The following is a 15624-nucleotide window of genomic DNA, read 5'->3' as shown; positions in this document are numbered from 1 at the left end:
GGCCACCTTTGACCACCAACACCACCGGCTTGATCCTCAGCCAGATCGCGCAGACCTCGACCGAGGCGGCGGCCATCGCCAGCGCCAAGCTCCGCGGCTACGGCCGCAAGAACGACGCCGACCAGGCGGCGGTCGACGCCATGCGCCGCGTGTTTCAGACCGCGCCCTTTTGCGGCAAGGTCGTGATCGGCGAAGGCGAGATCGACGAAGCGCCGATGCTCTATATCGGCGAGGAACTCGGCGCTGGCGGTCTGCGGGCCGATATCGCCGTCGATCCACTCGAAGGCACCAAGCTCTGCGCTTCCGATGCGCCGAACGCGATGACTGTCGTGGCGCTCGCGCTCGAAGGTGGTTTGCTGCACGCACCGGACATGTACATGGACAAGCTCGCCATCGGCCCAGGCTACCCCGCCGGCCTGATCGACCTTGATCTCTCCCCGACCGAGAATGTGATGCGCCTCGCCAAGGCCAAAGGCGTGCCGGTGAGCGCCATCCGGGCGTGTCTGTTGGACCGTCCGCGTCACGCGCACATCATCGAGGAGCTGCGCAGCGCCGGCGCGGGCATTCGCCTGATCCCGGACGGCGATGTCGCCGGCGTGTTCTGGACCACGGAATTCGCGCGCTCCGGCGTCGACATCTATTTCGGCTCCGGCGGCGCGCCCGAAGGCGTGCTGGCCGCCGCGGCGATCCGCTGCGCCGGCGGCCAGATGCAGGCGCGCTTGATGCCGGAAAACGAGCAGGAGGAAGCCCGCGCCCGCGCGATGGGCCGCGACGTGCACGCAAAGCTTACGTTGGACGACATGGTGCCCGGCGATGTGGTGTTCGCCGCGTCCGGCGTGACGCATGGGTCGATGTTTGAGGGCGTGCATTTCGAACACGGCCACGCGCATGTCGAGACGCTGGTGTGGGACAGCTTCTCCAAGCGCAAAAGCCGCGTCCGCTCGATCTGGCCTGAGCTCTAATTCCGCGTTTCGCCCGGCGATTCACCGGGAACGAACACATCGACAGCACCGCCCGCGCCATCGCCGGGCGCGATTTCCGCAGGCGGCTCTTGCACGGCCGGCGGCGCAATGCGGCGCGCAAACGCCGACAAGCCCGGCACGTTCACGGCGCCGTCGAACACATGGATCGCCGCCCCTTCGAACGCAGCCCCGACGGGCTCCACGCGTCCGCCGAGGCAATCGCCGAGGAAGTGTTCGAGCACCGCGAGATAGGAAAGCCGGTTCGGCTGACGCACCAGGTCGCGACCTTCTTCGGGAAACGACAGATAGGTAAGCGCCCCGCGCGCGCGGATCGCGGCGGCCAGCTGATCGCTCTCACCGCGCGGCGTACGCGGATCGCGCGCGCCGAGCGCGAGCAAGAACGGGGTGCGGATTTGCGTGGCGCGAAAATAGGGCGAGCGCTCGCGCAGAAGCTGACGTCCTTCCGGCGTGCGCGGGTCGCCGATGCGCACATACAATTCGTCACGCGCATACGCTGGCGCACGATCGAGCAATGACAGCAAATTCGACTGCGCGCCGTAGCTCGCGCCGCAGCGGAATTGCTCGGCTGCGCCAGAAAGGCCCGACAACGCCGCGTAACCACCGAACCCTGCGCCCACGACGGCCACGCGATTGGGTTGGGCAATGCCGTTGGCGACCGCCCATTGTACGGCGTCGAGCAGATCTTCCTGCATGCGCCCGCCCCACTCGCGATTGCCCGCATTGAGGAAGGCTTTGCCGAAGCCATTGGAGCCGCGGAAATTCACGCTCAGAACCGCATAACCGCGGTTCGCAAGCCATTGGTGCAGCGCGTTGAAGCCGTACGAGTCACGCGACCACGGCCCATCGTGCACGGCCAGGACGAGTGGCTGCGGCTCTTCCGGCCGCGCGTCGCCATTGGCGTCCGAGCCAATCGGCAACGTGAGATAGGATACGAGCGTCAAGCCGTCGCGCGCTTCGATCTCGACTGGCGTCATCGGCTGCAGCGGCGCCTGGTCAAGCGCCGGGCGGTGCCGGAACAGCAACGTGAGGCGGCGTCCGGCGCGATCATAGAGATGCGAACGCGCCGCGATCGTCGGGCCTTCCTCAACGACAATCCAACGTCCATTGTCGGCGCTGCGCGAGACAATGGAAAAGTCGCCCGCAAGATTGCGATCGAGGAATTCGATATCCGCTTGCGTCTCGGGATTGAGCGAGCGCCATTCGCGACGGAGATATTCGGTGGCAAACGCCTCAGCCGCATTATTCGCCGGATTGAGCCATACATCGACGACATCGGCGCGCGCGCTTTCGCCGATCACCGTCTTGACGCCGGTCTCCGCATCGACGCGCACCAAGGCGGTGCGATCGCGGCCGGTGGAATCCAGCATCAGGAAGTTGCGGCCATCCGCTTCGAACGCGATCGGCGTCGCCGACATGGTGTCTTCGAGCGGGATGGCAAACAGCGTCGTCGCCCGACCGCGTTCGTCGAAGCGCACCAATTCAGCGCTGCCGTCCGCCAAGGGCCGCACGCCCAGTCTTACGCGGCCCTCGCGATCCAGCACGAAGCGGGCAAAACCACGCGGCCCTGTATTGCGCAGCAAGACCGAGCGCTCGCCCGAGCGCACGTCTACGCGCACCACGTCGGCCCATGCCGCGTCGCGCTGGTTCAGACTGATGACAACGCCGCTCGGATCGTTGGCGCTGACGCCGAGGATTTCGGCGCGCGCGCCGGCCGGCGTCAACGCCCGTGGCGCACCGCCCGCGACATCGACCGAATAGAGCTGGAAATTCTCATCGCCGCGCTCGTCCTGCAGATAGAGCAAGGTCGCGCCATCGGCGGCCCAGGCGAAGGAACGGATGCCGCGCACGCGGTCGTCGGTGACCGGCCGGGCTTGATCCATGGCGTCAACGGAAAGAACCCAGAGGTTCGTCACCCCATCGCGCGGCGCCAAGAACGCGACCATATCGCCGCGCGGCGAGAGCTGGCCGCCGTTGCGCACCGGGTCGCCGAACAGATCGGCGCGGGAAATCGAAGGCTGCACGACCTCGGGCGTAGGCGCGCGCACGCCGTCCCGGCCGCACGCCGCGACGGCGAAAGCGAGCCCCAAGGCGGCGATGGCCCCGGCCCAAAATCTGGTCGCTCTCGTCCCCACACCCAAACCTTACAAGGCCGTCATCCACCGTCCAACTCACATGGCTGACAGGAAGTTCACCTTTGCGGCAGGGATGGGGCGAGGGCTGCGGCGGAAGGGCATTCTTCCCCAGATAGGGGACTGAAAGCCACGCTTTGACACCCCGCCCGGCGCACCCTATTCCACTGCCGCTTTGACAAAATCGACTCATCCCCCCGCCGCCCATACCGGCGCACTCGTGCTCGCCGATGGAACCGTTTTTCTGGGCCAGGGTCTGGGGGCCGAAGGGGCCGCCGATGGCGAGGTGTGCTTCAACACCGCCATGACGGGCTATCAGGAGATCCTGACCGACCCCTCTTACGCGGCCCAGATCGTCGCCTTCACCTTCCCGCACATCGGCAATGTCGGCGCCAACGTGCAGGACACCGAGACGTCTTCGCCCGCCGCTGCGGCCGCCGCGCGCGGCGCCGTGTTTCGCACCAATCCGACAGCGCCCTCGAACTGGCGTTCGGAAGATGATCTCAATGCTTGGCTGAAGAAGCGCAACATTATCGGCCTCGCCGGTCTCGACACGCGCGCCCTCACGCGCCGCATTCGCGAGCATGGCATGCCGAACGCCGTCATCGCGCATGCGCCCGACGGCAAGTTCGATCTCGAAGCGTTGCACAAGCGCGCACAAGCTTGGCACGGCCTTGACGGTCTCGATCTCGCGAAAGAAGTGACGACCGCGCAAAGCTACGTCGTCAACGAAAGCTTGTGGCAATGGCCGCTCGGCGTGCCGGAAGTGCAGAAGCCAAAATTCACCGTCGTCGTCATGGATTACGGCGTGAAGCGCAACATCCTCCGTTCACTCGGTGAGATCGGCGCCAAGACGATCGTGCTGCCCGCCACCGCGACCGCCGAAGAAGCGCTCGCGCACAAGCCGGACGGCATCCTGCTTTCAAACGGCCCCGGCGATCCGGCCGCGACCGGCAAATACGCCGCGCCCGAAATCAAGAAGCTCGTCGACAGCGGCACGCCGGTGATGGGCGTGTGCTTGGGCCACCAGATGCTCGGCCTCGCGCTTGGCGCCAAAACTTTGAAAATGCCGCAAGGCCATCACGGCGCGAACCATCCGGTGCAAGACAAAAGCACCGGCAAAGTCGAGATCGTGTCGATGAACCACGGCTTCGCCATCGATCGCGACACGCTGCCGAAAGGCGTGAAGGAAACCCACGTCTCGCTGTTCGACGGCTCCAATTGCGGCATCGCGCTTGAAGGCAAGCCCGTCTTCTCGGTGCAATATCACCCCGAAGCGAGCCCCGGCCCGCAAGATAGCCACTATCTCTTTGAGCACTTCGCGAAACTGATGAAGAAGAGCGGCAAGGCGGCTTGAGCAGCGGGCGCACATATCTCGCGCCCGTCCGCCGCCCGCTTACACCAGCCGAACGTCGTTGGCTGAACGGTTTTATCAAACGCAATGAAGAGCGCAGCCACGATTCCATGCGGACGCGCGTGGTCGTCGGTGTGATCACCGCGTCGCTTTGGTTGGCGACACTCCTGACATCTACCGTACCGGCTATTTGGGTAACGCTTGTTTGGGCGGCCGGCGGCGCAACCTTCTATTTTTGGGCCCGGCGCGACTTTGTGAAGGAAGCTAGTGCGCGTATCGCCTGCGCCAAATCGGTTCTGCGCAGCGACGCAGTTGATACTTTCCGTATCCAATCACGCGCATTCGCTGAATTGGTCGAGTTTGAACATGAAATCGACTTCTATGCCTTTGAGACAGAAGACGAGCGCATCATCTTCGTGGCCGCCCAAGACATTCGCCATCGACGAGGTTTTCCGAGCCTGGATTTCACCATAGCGCACATCCTGGATGAAGCGGGCACGGTGGTAGAAAAGAGAACGATCCGGAATGCGCCACGCGCAGGTTCCGCGCGAATTCTGCGGGCCGATAAGCTAAGGTGGCCAATCGATCACCTTGAGGTCATACAAGCTCGCCTTGATACCCTTGAGGCTGCTTCCCCTGATCAAGCATAGCCAACACGTGTTCACTCCCCATTTCACCGCCCCCCTCGTTTCCCTCGCGCCTATGGCCGGCGTGACGGACATTCCGTTTCGCCGGCAGGTGAAGGCCTTTGGTGGGCGCTATTGCGTGTCGGAGATGGTGGCGTCCGAGCAGCTCGCGCGCGATCGCGTCGACATGGCGCGTCGCGCCGCCGGCTTCGGCGTGATTGCGCCGCTCGTCATCCAACTTGCCGGCCGCGAAGCGCATTGGATGGCCGAAGGCGCACGCCTTGCCGAAGATGCCGGCGCCGATGTCATCGACATCAATATGGGCTGCCCCTCGAAGAGCGTGACTTCCGGCCTCTGCGGCTCGGCGCTGATGCGCGATCCCGACATGGCGTTGAAATTGATCGAAGCGACGGTCTCCGCCACCAAACTTCCCGTCACGCTGAAAATGCGTCTCGGCTGGGACCATGCCAATCTCAACGCGCCCGAGATCGCCAAGCGAGCCGAGAATGCTGGCGTGCGCATGATCACCATCCACGGCCGCACGCGCCAGCAATTCTACACGGGAATCGCCGACTGGGCTGCGATCGCGCCCGTCGTTGATGCGGTGCGCATTCCAATCATCGCCAATGGCGACATCAGCAACGCCGCCGATGCCCGCCGCGCGCTCGCACTCTCGGGCGCGGCGGGCGTCATGATAGGCCGCGCCGCGCAAGGCAAACCCTGGCTGCCCGGCGCGATCGAACACGCGCTCACGCACGGCGGCGAGATCGCAGCGCCCGCGCGCGAAATCCTGCTCGCATCCCTGCTGGCGCTCTACGAAGACACGCTCGCCTTCTACGACGAAGGCTTGGGCCTCCGCATCGCGCGCAAACACATCGCCTGGAGCATCGACGCCGTGCTCGGCCCAAGCGCCCGCGAACACCGCAAAGCCATCTGCACGCTCACCGACCCCGCCCGCGTCCGCGAAGAACTGATCGCTTTGTTCGCGCAAGAGCCGGAATTGGCGGCGGCTTAGCATTCCCCTCGCCCCGCAAAGCGGGGGAGGGGTTAGGGGTGGGGGATACACGTCTGCGCACCGGAGTATGTCCCCCTCCCGTCGCTTCGCGACACCCTCCCCCGCTACGCGGGGCGAGGGTTGATTGCGGCGCATTCCCCGTCACACTGCACGCATGACCAAACCCGCCCTCCTCGTTCATCCCCCGCTCGGCCTCTTCGAAATGCGCTTGGCCGAGTACGACATCGTCCGCTGGCCGACGGATCGCACAGACGTGCGCGCCGCCGTGACGATCGGCCATGTGGGTCTCACCAATGAGATGATCGATGCGCTGCCGGAGCTGAAATGCATCGTCTGTTTCGGCGTCGGCGTGGACGGGCTTGATCTCGCTTATTGCGCAAAGCGCGGCGTCGCTGTCACGCATGGGCGCCACATCAATCACGAAGACGTCGCCGACGTCGCCATCGGCCTGATGATCGCGCGGCTGCGCTTCTTCACCGAAGGCGAGCGCGTGTTGCGCGGCGGCACGTGGACGCCGCCGCTTGCGGTGCCGCCGCAGAAGCGTTTGCGCGGGCGCAAGCTTGGGATTGTCGGCATGGGCGCCATCGGCGAAGCGATTGCGGCGCGCGCTGAAGCGTTTGGGCTGGAGATCAAATGGTACGGCCCGCGCGCGAAGCCCGCGATCAAGCACGCTTACGAACCCGATCTGCCGAAGCTCGCCGATTGGGCCGAAGTGCTGATCGTCGCCGCGCGCGGCGATAAGACCACCGAGGGCCTCATCAACGCAGATGTGATCAAAGCGCTCGGCAGCGACGGCGTGCTCATCAACATCTCACGCGGCAACGTCATCGATGAGGACGCACTGATCGCCGCGCTCAAAAGCGGCGCGCTTGGCGGCGCAGGCCTCGACGTGTTCGTCGAAGAACCCACGCCCGTCTCACGCTGGGCCGACGTCCCCAACACCACGCTCACGCCGCACCTCGGCGGCGGCACCCGCGAAGCCCTTTGGGAAGGCTCGCAAAACGTGCTGGAAAATCTGCGCCGGTTTTATGCGGGCGAAGAGCTGCTTTCGCTGGTGGAGCACTAAGCGGCGGCGACACCAAGCGGCAGGTAAAGCAGCGGCTGCCAGCGTCGCACATCTTCGTTGCAGTCCTGCTCCCAAGGGAACAGGCGCTGTTGCTTTCCGGGCCAGAAGATTTGAAACGCCTTTAACCCTTCCGCAGACCCCAGTTGGCGATGCCGATACCAACCAGCAAACCCTAAATATTCTGGCATTTGAGTTTCGTGGACGGGACGCACAACGCAATCAAATCCTTCGATGAGATCGCGCACGCGTAATCCGTCGGCGAGCTTTAGGCCCGCCGATACCTGCCTATAAACCTCCCACAACATTGAGTGCTGCAGGTTCTTCGGCAAGCCAAAGACGATGCACTCTGGCGCTTGAGCTGCCGCCCACCATCCGATCGAGTAGGAAAAATTTGGCTCTCCGCTGCGTCCTTCACCGACGTGCATGCAGGACCAGCCGTGCTCGCCGATATTGTCCAGCACCTTCTGGTCCGCGGCACTGAGCGCCATCTAAGCCCGCCCGTACGGCGTCGAGTTGAAAATCCCCATCTCTTCTTCGCTCATGTCCGCGCCGATATCGGCGAAGAGCGGCGTGGAGAGATAGCGTTCGCCCGTATCGGCCATCATCGCCAAGATGTTAGCGCCGGCGGGCGCTGTCTTCGCAATTTCCAAGGCGCCGGCGAGATTGGCGCCGGACGTGATGCCGACGAATATCCCTTCCTTCGCCGCGAGGTCTTGCGAGCAGCGCATGGCGTCCGCATTGGCGATCTGCACCACTTTGTGAACGCGCGAGAGATCGACGTCGCCGGTGATCTTCGGGATGAAATCCGGCGTCCAGCCCTGCATCGGGTGCGGCTTGAACGCGGGGTGGCCCGCGGCCGGCGTGCCGTCGGCGTTGCGCTCTTGCGGCAGGCCGCTGGAGAGCAGCGGCGCGTCCGCCGGTTCGCAGACGATGATCTTGGTGTCCGGCAATTCCTTGTTGAGCACGCGCGCGACGCCGTTCAGCGTGCCGCCCGTGCCATAGCCCGTCACCCAATAATCGAGCTTCACATCGCGGAAATCATCGACGATCTCGCGCGCCGTCGTCTTCACGTGCATTTCGGGGTTCGCGTCGTTCTCGAATTGGCGCGTCCAATACCAGCCGTGCGTCTTCGCAAGCTCCATCGCCTTTTGCACCATGCCGGTGCCGCGCAGCGCCGCCGGCGTCGTCACCACTTTGGCGCCGAGGAAACGCATCAGCTTGCGGCGCTCCACGGAGAAGCTCTCGGCCATCGTCACCACGAGCGGATAGCCCTTCGCCGCGCACACCATCGCGAGGCCGATGCCGGTGTTACCGCTGGTGGCTTCCACCACCGTCATGCCCGGCTTCAGCTCGCCCGACCGCTCCGCCGCTTCGATCACGCCCAGCGCCAAGCGATCCTTCACCGAGCCCAGCGGATTGAACGCCTCGACCTTCACGTAGAGATTCACGCCCGCCGGCGCGATGCGATTGAGCTTCACCACCGGCGTGCGGCCGACGGTTTCGAGAATAGAATTGTAGCGGGCCATGCGCGCGCCTCCTCAGATAAATCGAGACGCACCCTTTACCGCCCCGCGCTTCGCCACGCGAGTGCTTTCGGTCACACATGCGCGGGCGCTCACGCGCTGAATGCGCCGCAGGGCTGGTCGCGCATCAGCTTGCGCCAATCGCCCGCCGACATGTGCACCAGCGTCTTGTGATCGCCGCCCTCGAAATAGATGTCGTCGGCGTCGAGCAAGCTCTCGTCCATAACAGTCTCGAGGTTGAACGCTTCGCCGATCGGCGGAATGGCGCCCAGGTCGCAGTCGCTGAACAGCGACGCGCTCTCCTCTTCCTCCGCCAAGCGCACGGGGCGCCCGAGCCAGTGCTGCAAGCGATCGAAGCGCACTTGGCGCGACGCCGGCACGACGGCGAGCATGTAATCCTCGCCGACGCGCACCAGCACGGCTTTCGCCATCAGGTCATCGTCAATGTGCGCCACATGCGCCGCCTGCGCCGCGCTCTTGGCGCGCGCATGCGGAATTTCCTCAAATCGACATCCTCTGCGGTCGAGATAGGAGCGTAACCGCGGCGAAATCGACATCATCGCCTCCTTGTTCAATGAGGAAGCGCGAGGATTCGGATGCGTCGAGCGGGGCGCTGCCCTGGGCCTCGCGCCAATGCCTGTGATCCTAATCTGGAACTTTGCTGACGCCAATCGCCATTGGCTGTGGCGCCGACGCGCGGAACCACCGTGGGCGCCGTCTGTTCTTCTTGCAGTCATTCAAGAGGAGAATGTGCAATGGCTGAGAGAGAAAGCGGCGGCGGTTCCTCGCCTTGGGTCGCGTTTCTGGCGGGCATCTTCCTGGTCGCCATCATTGCCGTAGGCGTCGTCGCCTATAATGGCGGCTTACAGCGCCAAGAGACGGCGCAGCTTGAGATCAATGTGCCGGACGTGAAGGTCGATCCGCCTGAGATCGACATGCCGGAATTACCCGCGCCGCAATCGCCGCCTACGGCGGACGCGCCGGCCCCGGCTTCTGAAACCCCGTAACGCAAAAAGGGCGGTCCCAACGGACCGCCCTTTCTCAATGCGTCGCGAACCCTTAGCGCAATTCGAACGTCACGCTCACGCTCGCCCGCGTTTCGATTTCGCCGGGCGCGATCGGCGTGGCGACGGCGTCGGCTTCCATGCGCGCGGCCATCGGCACGGGGTAGGGTTGCGCATATCCCCCGCCCTCGCTGACAGCGACGACGCGGTGCACGCGCATGCCCAGCGCACTCGCATACAATTCCGCGCGCCGGCGCGCCTCGGTGATGGCTGCGCGACGCGCGGCGTCCAATTGCGCGTCGGGATCGGCGTGTGAGAACGAGACGCCATGAATGGTATTGCCCCCGGCCGCGACCGCGGCGTCGATGACGCGTCCGACATTGTTCACGTTGCGGATCTTCGCCGTCACCGTGTTGTTGGCTTGGTAGCCGGTGATGAGTGGCGGCTGGTTCTCGCGATATTGCTGCTGCGGGAACACGGACACGTTTGACGTCTGGATATCGCGCTCGGCGATGCCGGCGCGACGCAGCGCCTGCGTCAGCGCGCTCATGCGGCGCGCATTCTCTTGCAGCGCGGCCTGCGCGGTCTGTCCCTCGGTGGTGACGCCCAAATTGATCGTCGCCATGTCCGGACGTGCTTCGGACGTGCCGTCAGCGCTGACGCTCAGCAACGTGCCCTGGACGCCGGGCGTCCCGTGCTCAGCGGGCGCGGTCTGCGCGACAGCGGCATTGGGAACCGCGACCGTCGCCATAATGGCGAACGCGGCGGCGGCTTTGATGAAACGCATGTTTTTCTCCTCCAGATCCCCTCTGGCTCGCTCTCTTCCACGCGCGTGTGGCGCCCGAATTACGGCAAGGTCAGGTTTTTTCGACGCCTAGCGAAAATGTGAGCCGGCAACCTTTGTTCCGGTCGGCGCGTTTCTGCCGGCAAGAGGAGATGACGTGATGGAGAAGAACATCCAGCCCCCGAAAAAACCGAACCCGCCGCCGAAGCCGAAAAAGGTGCGCGACGCTGGCCCCGACGCCATGGAAAATCCACCCAAACGCTGGGACGAAGCCGACGAGGCTTCAGACGAAAGCTTCCCCGCGAGCGACCCGCCGGCGAAATACTGAGTGCTGCAGTCGGGATAATTGTTCCGCAACCGCAGCGGACGCCAGTTTCGGGTAACCGAATCACGTAAACTCGGCTTTTCAGCCCGGTTGATGATTTGCGCTTCTCAGACGCCTTCCTGCGCCAAGTGCGCGACCGCGTATCCATCGCGGATTACGCCGGGCGGCGCTTAAGCTGGCACAAGCAAAAATCCCGCCCGAGCGCCGGCGATTATTGGGCCTGCTGCCCCTTCCACCAAGAGAAGAGCCCCTCCTTCCACGTCCTCGACACCAAGGGCGTGTTCAAATGCTTTGGCTGCGGAGAGAAGGGCGACGTCTTTACCCTCGCGATGAAGCTCGAAGGGCTCTCCTTCCCCGAAGCCGTGTCGCAAATGGCCGAACGCGCCGGCATGGAAATGCCGAAGGACGATTACGAAGATCGCGGCGACACTGATCGCCGCAAGCGGCTCTATCAGATCACTGCGCGCACCGCGAAACTCTACGCCGACGCGCTGCGCTCCTCCGGCGGCGCAGACGCGCGCAAATATCTGCAAGGTCGCGGCCTTGGTCCCGACGAATGGGAGCGCTTCGGCATTGGCCTCGCGCCCGACGAATGGACCTGGGCGCTCGATAAACTGAAAGCCGAAGGCTTCACGCAAGAAGAGATCGTCGCCGCAGGCGTTGCGCGCGAAGGTGAAGAGGGCAAGCGCGCCATTGATACGTTCCGTGGCCGCGTCACCTTCGAAATCACCGATCCAGCCGGGAAAATCATTGGTTTTGGCGGCCGCGCGCTGGCGAAGGACGCGAAAGCTAAATACATCAACTCGCCCGAAACGGCGCTCTATTCGAAGAGCCGCGTGCTTTATCGGCTGAAGCAAGCGCGCGAAATGTTGGCGCGTACGAAAGCCGAGGGCCTCGTCGTCGGCGAAGGCTATCTCGACGTGATCGCGTTCGAGCGCGCCGGCATCGCCGCTGTGGCGCCTTGCGGCACAGCACTCACCGAAGATCAGCTGCAATTGCTCTGGCGTTCCGGCAGCGAGCCGGTGATCTGTCTTGACGGCGACAGCGCCGGCCAACGCGCCGCCGAACGCGCGCTCGATCTCGCGCTGCCGCATTTGTCGCCCGCACACACGCTGCGCTTCGCGCACGCGCCGGCGGGCCAGGACCCGGACGATATTTTCCGCAGCGGCGGCGCCGAGGCGCTGCACGATCTGATCGCCAACGCCACGCCTGCCGTCGATGCGCTGTTCGAGCGTGAGAAGAACAAGCGCGAACTCAGCACGCCGGAAGCGCGCGCGGCCTTCCAGGCGGGGCTTAAGGAAGCGATCGCCAAGATTGCCGATCGCGACACCCAGCGGCTCTATTTCTCCGAACTGATGAGCCGGGCGAACGCGCACCTGCGCAGCCTTCGCCCGCCCTTCGTCCCGTTCGCGCCCCGCCAGCCTGGCCAACCCGGCGCCGGCCCCTACAAACGCGGCCAGCCGCCCCCGGCGCCGGCCACGGCCGAGCTCAAGGCCATCGCCGGCGTCGAGCGCCCCCGCCCAGCCGCCGAGGGCCTGCTCCGGGCCGCGGTGGACCAACCCGAAGTGCTATCGCGCTATGCCGACTGGATCGAGCGCCTGGAAATCCACGATCCGGACCTCGAAGCCATCCGCGACGCCCTCCTAACGCTCGCCGATGAGGCCTCCCATGCCGAAAATGACGCTCTATCCATTGACCGCGCGACCCTTAGCCTCCATTTGACCCGATCGGGTCAGGAGCGCGCCGCAGCCCGCATTGAGCGTTGGAAGCACGAAGAGAAGCCCCCCGGTCGCAAGGCTGAGCCGAATACCGGCCCCGATGCGAACCCGAGCGAGTGGCTTGCCTTAGTGACACGCCAAGTGGTGCTGCCGGCGATCAGGGAGGAATTGTCTGAGTTGCAGGCGGCAGCCGCCGAGGGCGACGACGACGCGTTCGTTCGCTTCCAGGCGCTGAGCCGCGAGGCTCGTCTAATCGAGGCCCGCGCCCGCGAAGCAAAGCAAGAAGACGCTGCCGCTGATAACGACGACGCCGATGGGCTGGTCGCCTGACCGCCCCGAACCTATTTCGAATGGATAGAGCCGAGTACTGATGAGCAAGACCGAAGAGACCGCGACGGAAGAAAAGGAAGCGCCGGACGGCCCGATCCTCGACCTCTCCGACGCCGCCGTGAAAAAGATGATCAAGGCCGCGAAAGCGCGCGGCTTCGTCACGCACGAGGAACTCAATAAGGTCCTGCCGTCGGAAGAATTCTCCTCCGAGCAAATCGAAGACGTGATGTCCCAGCTCAACGAGATGGGCATCAATGTCGTCGACAATGAGGAAGAAGGCGAAGCCGCCGAGGACGAGGGCGCCAAGGCCGTCGTCACGCGCGACGAGAACGCCAAGCCCGCCGTCACCAACACCCGCGAAGACGCTGACCGCACCGACGACCCCGTGCGCATGTATCTGCGCGAAATGGGCAGCGTCGAACTGCTCTCACGCGAAGGCGAAATCGCCATCGCCAAACGCATCGAAGCCGGCCGCGACGCGATGATCCGTGGGCTTTGCGAAAGCCCGCTCACGTTCGAAGCCATCATGGTGTGGCGCGACGAATTGCGTGAGCAGAAGATTCTGCTGCGCGACATCATCGACCTTGAAGCCACGTACGGCGCCGAGATGGGCATCGTCCCGCAATCGGCGCCCGGCGTGAACGCCGACGGCCTGGTCGATCCCGAGCAAGCCAAGATCGAAATCGCCGAAGCCGAGCGCAAGAAGGCCGAAGCCCTCGCCGCGCGCAACGCGCCCAAGCCCGCGCGCAGCGAGGACGATGACGGCGAAGAGAAAGACCCCGGCGAGGCCGCCGCCGAAGCCGATGCCGACGGCGAGTTTGACGATGAAGCCGCCATCTCGATGTCGGCGATGGAAGCCGAACTCAAGGAAGGCGTGATGTCGACCCTCGACACCATCGCCGAAGCGTTCGGACAATTCCGCAAGCTGCAGGAAAAGCGCATCGAGCTGCGCCTGCAGGGCAAGGCCCTGCCCGGCGCCAAGAACGAAGCCTACGAGACCGCGCAAAACACGATCATCGAAGAGCTGAAGAAGCTGAAGCTCAACAACGCGCGGATCGAAAGCCTCGTCGAGCAGCTCTACGCCATCAATCGCAAGCTCATTCAGCTTGAAGGCAAGCTGATGCGCCTCGCCGATTCAAACGGCGTGCCGCGCGGCCAATTCCTCGAAGCCTATCAAGGCAGCGAACTCGATCCGAAATGGACTGAGAAGGTCGCCGCCAAATCGAAGGCCTGGGCCAAGTTCGTCGCGCAAGAAGCCGACGATATCGCCGACATCCGCAGCGAAATCGGCGTGCTCGCCCAAGAAACCGGCGTGCCGATCGACGAATACCGCCGCATCGTCCACGCCGTGCAAAAAGGCGAACGCGAAGCGCGCCAAGCCAAGAAGGAAATGGTCGAAGCGAACCTGCGCCTCGTCATCTCCATCGCCAAGAAATACACCAATCGCGGCCTGCAATTCCTGGATCTGATCCAGGAAGGCAATATCGGCCTGATGAAGGCCGTCGATAAGTTCGAGTATCGCCGCGGCTACAAATTCTCCACGTACGCGACGTGGTGGATTCGCCAAGCCATCACCCGTTCGATCGCCGACCAAGCGCGCACCATCCGCATCCCGGTGCACATGATCGAGACGATCAACAAGCTCGTGCGCACCAGCCGTCAGATGCTGCACGAAATCGGCCGCGAACCGACCCCGGAAGAGCTGGCTGAAAAGCTCGGCTTGCCGCTCGAGAAGGTCCGCAAGGTGATGAAGATCGCCAAGGAGCCGATCTCGCTCGAAACCCCGATCGGCGACGAAGAGGATTCACACCTCGGCGATTTCATCGAGGACAAGAACGCGATCCTGCCCGTCGACGCTGCGATCCAATCGAACCTGCGCGAAACCACCACGCGCGTGCTCGCCTCGCTCACGCCGCGCGAAGAACGCGTGCTGCGCATGCGCTTCGGCATCGGCATGAACACCGACCACACGCTGGAAGAAGTCGGCCAGCAATTCAGCGTGACGCGCGAACGCATCCGTCAGATCGAGGCGAAGGCCCTGCGGAAGCTGAAGCACCCGAGTCGCTCGCGGAAGCTACGGAGCTTCTTGGATAACTAGAGTCCTGCCCGAACTTGTTGTCATCGATCTCGAAGCGACGTGCGATGCGGAGCAACGCATCGTGCGCGCCGCGATGGAGATTATCGAGATTGGCGCCGTACGGGTTGATCTCGGCACGCTTGAAATCGTCGATCGCTTCCAATCCTACGTTCGGCCGGCGATCACGCCAACGCTCACCGCGTTCTGCACCGAGCTAACTGGCATCACGCAAGCGCAAGTCGATGTGGCGCCTTGGTTTGGCGAAGCTTGCGCGCAATACAGCGCTTGGCTCGGACAAGCGCGCGACCTCACGACCTGGGGGAATTACGACAAGGGCCAGTTTGAACGCGACTGCGGGCGAACGGGCAGCGTCGATCCTCATACCGCGCTACGCCACCTCAACTTAAAGACCATTTTCGCCAAAACACTCGGCATTCGCAGCTGTGGGCTCGGCTCAGCATACAAATTGCTCAAACAAGAGATGATCGGACGCCACCACTCCGGTCTCGATGATGCAGTCAACATCGCCCGCCTGCTTACTCTGGCGCCGCAGTTTGGCTCCGATACTCGCGGGCTGGCGCTGCAACGCGATCAATAGATATTCGTCATTCCGGACGCGCGTAGCGCGATCCGGAATCCAGGGATCGTAGAGCGCCGCGCGTTGGCCTTGAATTCCGAACTCTTCGCGTG

The 15624-nt window shown here is 64.1% G+C and carries 15 protein-coding genes; 10 read left to right on the top strand and 5 right to left on the bottom strand.

From position 1 onward, the window contains the following. Positions 1–8 precede the first annotated feature (8 nt). Positions 9–962, top strand: a complete 954-nt coding sequence (glpX, locus tag VF769_RS04750) for a class II fructose-bisphosphatase (protein ID WP_331007223.1) — start codon at positions 9–11, stop codon at positions 960–962. Here glpX and VF769_RS04745 read toward each other — a convergent pair. Then, positions 959–3028, bottom strand: a complete 2070-nt coding sequence (locus VF769_RS04745) for a S9 family peptidase (protein WP_331007222.1) — start codon at positions 3026–3028, stop codon at positions 959–961. The genes glpX and VF769_RS04745 overlap by 4 nt on opposite strands. A gap of 259 nt (positions 3029–3287) precedes the next feature. On the opposite strand from VF769_RS04745, the gene carA reads away from it, so the two are divergent. From carA to VF769_RS04725, 4 genes are all read left to right on the top strand, one after another. Continuing rightward, on the top strand, positions 3288–4469 hold the full coding sequence (carA, locus tag VF769_RS04740; RefSeq protein WP_349258096.1) for a glutamine-hydrolyzing carbamoyl-phosphate synthase small subunit: 1182 nt from the start codon (positions 3288–3290) through the stop codon (positions 4467–4469). Further along, positions 4466–5116 (top strand): hypothetical protein, encoded by a 651-nt coding sequence (locus VF769_RS04735; protein WP_331007220.1) that lies wholly within the window; start codon positions 4466–4468, stop codon positions 5114–5116. The genes carA and VF769_RS04735 overlap by 4 nt, the downstream gene beginning before the upstream one ends. A gap of 52 nt (positions 5117–5168) precedes the next feature. Further along, entirely contained in the window at positions 5169–6107 is a 939-nt protein-coding gene (locus tag VF769_RS04730) for a tRNA dihydrouridine synthase (RefSeq protein ID WP_414731766.1), read from the top strand. 154 nt (positions 6108–6261) lie between these two features. Beyond that, positions 6262–7173, top strand: coding sequence for a 2-hydroxyacid dehydrogenase (locus tag VF769_RS04725; RefSeq protein ID WP_331007218.1), 912 nt, complete (start codon positions 6262–6264; stop codon positions 7171–7173). Here VF769_RS04725 and VF769_RS04720 read toward each other — a convergent pair. The 3 genes from VF769_RS04720 to VF769_RS04710 form a co-directional block, all read right to left on the bottom strand. Continuing rightward, on the bottom strand, positions 7170–7661 hold the full coding sequence (locus tag VF769_RS04720) for a DUF4262 domain-containing protein (protein WP_331007217.1): 492 nt from the start codon (positions 7659–7661) through the stop codon (positions 7170–7172). The genes VF769_RS04725 and VF769_RS04720 overlap by 4 nt on opposite strands. Further along, positions 7662–8699 (bottom strand): cysteine synthase A, encoded by a 1038-nt coding sequence (gene cysK, locus VF769_RS04715; protein ID WP_331007216.1) that lies wholly within the window; start codon positions 8697–8699, stop codon positions 7662–7664. It abuts the gene before it with no gap. An 89-nt stretch (positions 8700–8788) separates the two neighbouring features. Continuing rightward, the gene (locus VF769_RS04710) at positions 8789–9253 is read right to left on the bottom strand and encodes a YbaK/EbsC family protein (protein WP_331007215.1); all 465 of its coding nucleotides are present in this window, start codon (positions 9251–9253) and stop codon (positions 8789–8791) included. A 198-nt stretch (positions 9254–9451) separates the two neighbouring features. Between VF769_RS04710 and VF769_RS04705 the strand changes: the two genes are divergently transcribed. Next, positions 9452–9703, top strand: coding sequence for a hypothetical protein (locus VF769_RS04705; protein ID WP_331007214.1), 252 nt, complete (start codon positions 9452–9454; stop codon positions 9701–9703). A gap of 52 nt (positions 9704–9755) precedes the next feature. On the opposite strand, the gene VF769_RS04700 is transcribed toward VF769_RS04705, so the two are convergent. Continuing rightward, the gene (locus VF769_RS04700) at positions 9756–10487 is read right to left on the bottom strand and encodes an SIMPL domain-containing protein (RefSeq protein WP_331007213.1); all 732 of its coding nucleotides are present in this window, start codon (positions 10485–10487) and stop codon (positions 9756–9758) included. Between the two features lie 157 nt (positions 10488–10644). Here VF769_RS04700 and VF769_RS04695 point away from each other — a divergent pair, with 157 nt between their 5' ends. The 4 genes from VF769_RS04695 (at position 10645) to VF769_RS04680 (ending at position 15532) form a co-directional block, all read left to right on the top strand. Continuing rightward, entirely contained in the window at positions 10645–10812 is a 168-nt protein-coding gene (locus VF769_RS04695; protein WP_331007212.1) for a hypothetical protein, read from the top strand. Between the two features lie 95 nt (positions 10813–10907). Continuing rightward, positions 10908–12857, top strand: coding sequence for a DNA primase (gene dnaG, locus VF769_RS04690; RefSeq protein ID WP_331007211.1), 1950 nt, complete (start codon positions 10908–10910; stop codon positions 12855–12857). 40 nt (positions 12858–12897) lie between these two features. Beyond that, positions 12898–14955, top strand: coding sequence for an RNA polymerase sigma factor RpoD (gene rpoD, locus VF769_RS04685; protein WP_331007210.1), 2058 nt, complete (start codon positions 12898–12900; stop codon positions 14953–14955). Then, entirely contained in the window at positions 14948–15532 is a 585-nt protein-coding gene (locus VF769_RS04680; RefSeq protein ID WP_331007342.1) for a 3'-5' exonuclease, read from the top strand. The genes rpoD and VF769_RS04680 overlap by 8 nt, the downstream gene beginning before the upstream one ends. The last annotated feature ends 92 nt before the right edge of the window (positions 15533–15624 follow it).

Origin of the sequence: Vitreimonas sp. (assembly GCF_036392335.1) — a bacterium.
Taxonomy (GTDB): Bacteria; Pseudomonadota; Alphaproteobacteria; order Caulobacterales; family Aquidulcibacteraceae; genus Vitreimonas.
This window is presented reverse-complemented; position numbering and strand designations above follow the sequence as displayed.

Excerpts from the sequence above, each read along its gene's own strand:
- VF769_RS04705 (WP_331007214.1), top strand. The coding sequence starts at position 9,452 with ATGGCTGAGAGAGAAAGCGGCGGCGGTTCCTCGCCTTGGGTCGCGTTT.
- VF769_RS04725 (WP_331007218.1), top strand. The coding sequence starts at position 6,262 with ATGACCAAACCCGCCCTCCTCGTTCATCCCCCGCTCGGCCTCTTCGAA.
- VF769_RS04710 (WP_331007215.1), bottom strand. The coding sequence starts at position 9,253 with ATGTCGATTTCGCCGCGGTTACGCTCCTATCTCGACCGCAGAGGATGT.
- rpoD (WP_331007210.1), top strand. The coding sequence starts at position 12,898 with ATGAGCAAGACCGAAGAGACCGCGACGGAAGAAAAGGAAGCGCCGGAC.
- VF769_RS04720 (WP_331007217.1), bottom strand. The coding sequence starts at position 7,661 with ATGGCGCTCAGTGCCGCGGACCAGAAGGTGCTGGACAATATCGGCGAG.
- VF769_RS04700 (WP_331007213.1), bottom strand. The coding sequence starts at position 10,487 with ATGCGTTTCATCAAAGCCGCCGCCGCGTTCGCCATTATGGCGACGGTC.
- VF769_RS04695 (WP_331007212.1), top strand. The coding sequence starts at position 10,645 with ATGGAGAAGAACATCCAGCCCCCGAAAAAACCGAACCCGCCGCCGAAG.
- VF769_RS04730 (WP_414731766.1), top strand. The coding sequence starts at position 5,169 with ATGGCCGGCGTGACGGACATTCCGTTTCGCCGGCAGGTGAAGGCCTTT.
- cysK (WP_331007216.1), bottom strand. The coding sequence starts at position 8,699 with ATGGCCCGCTACAATTCTATTCTCGAAACCGTCGGCCGCACGCCGGTG.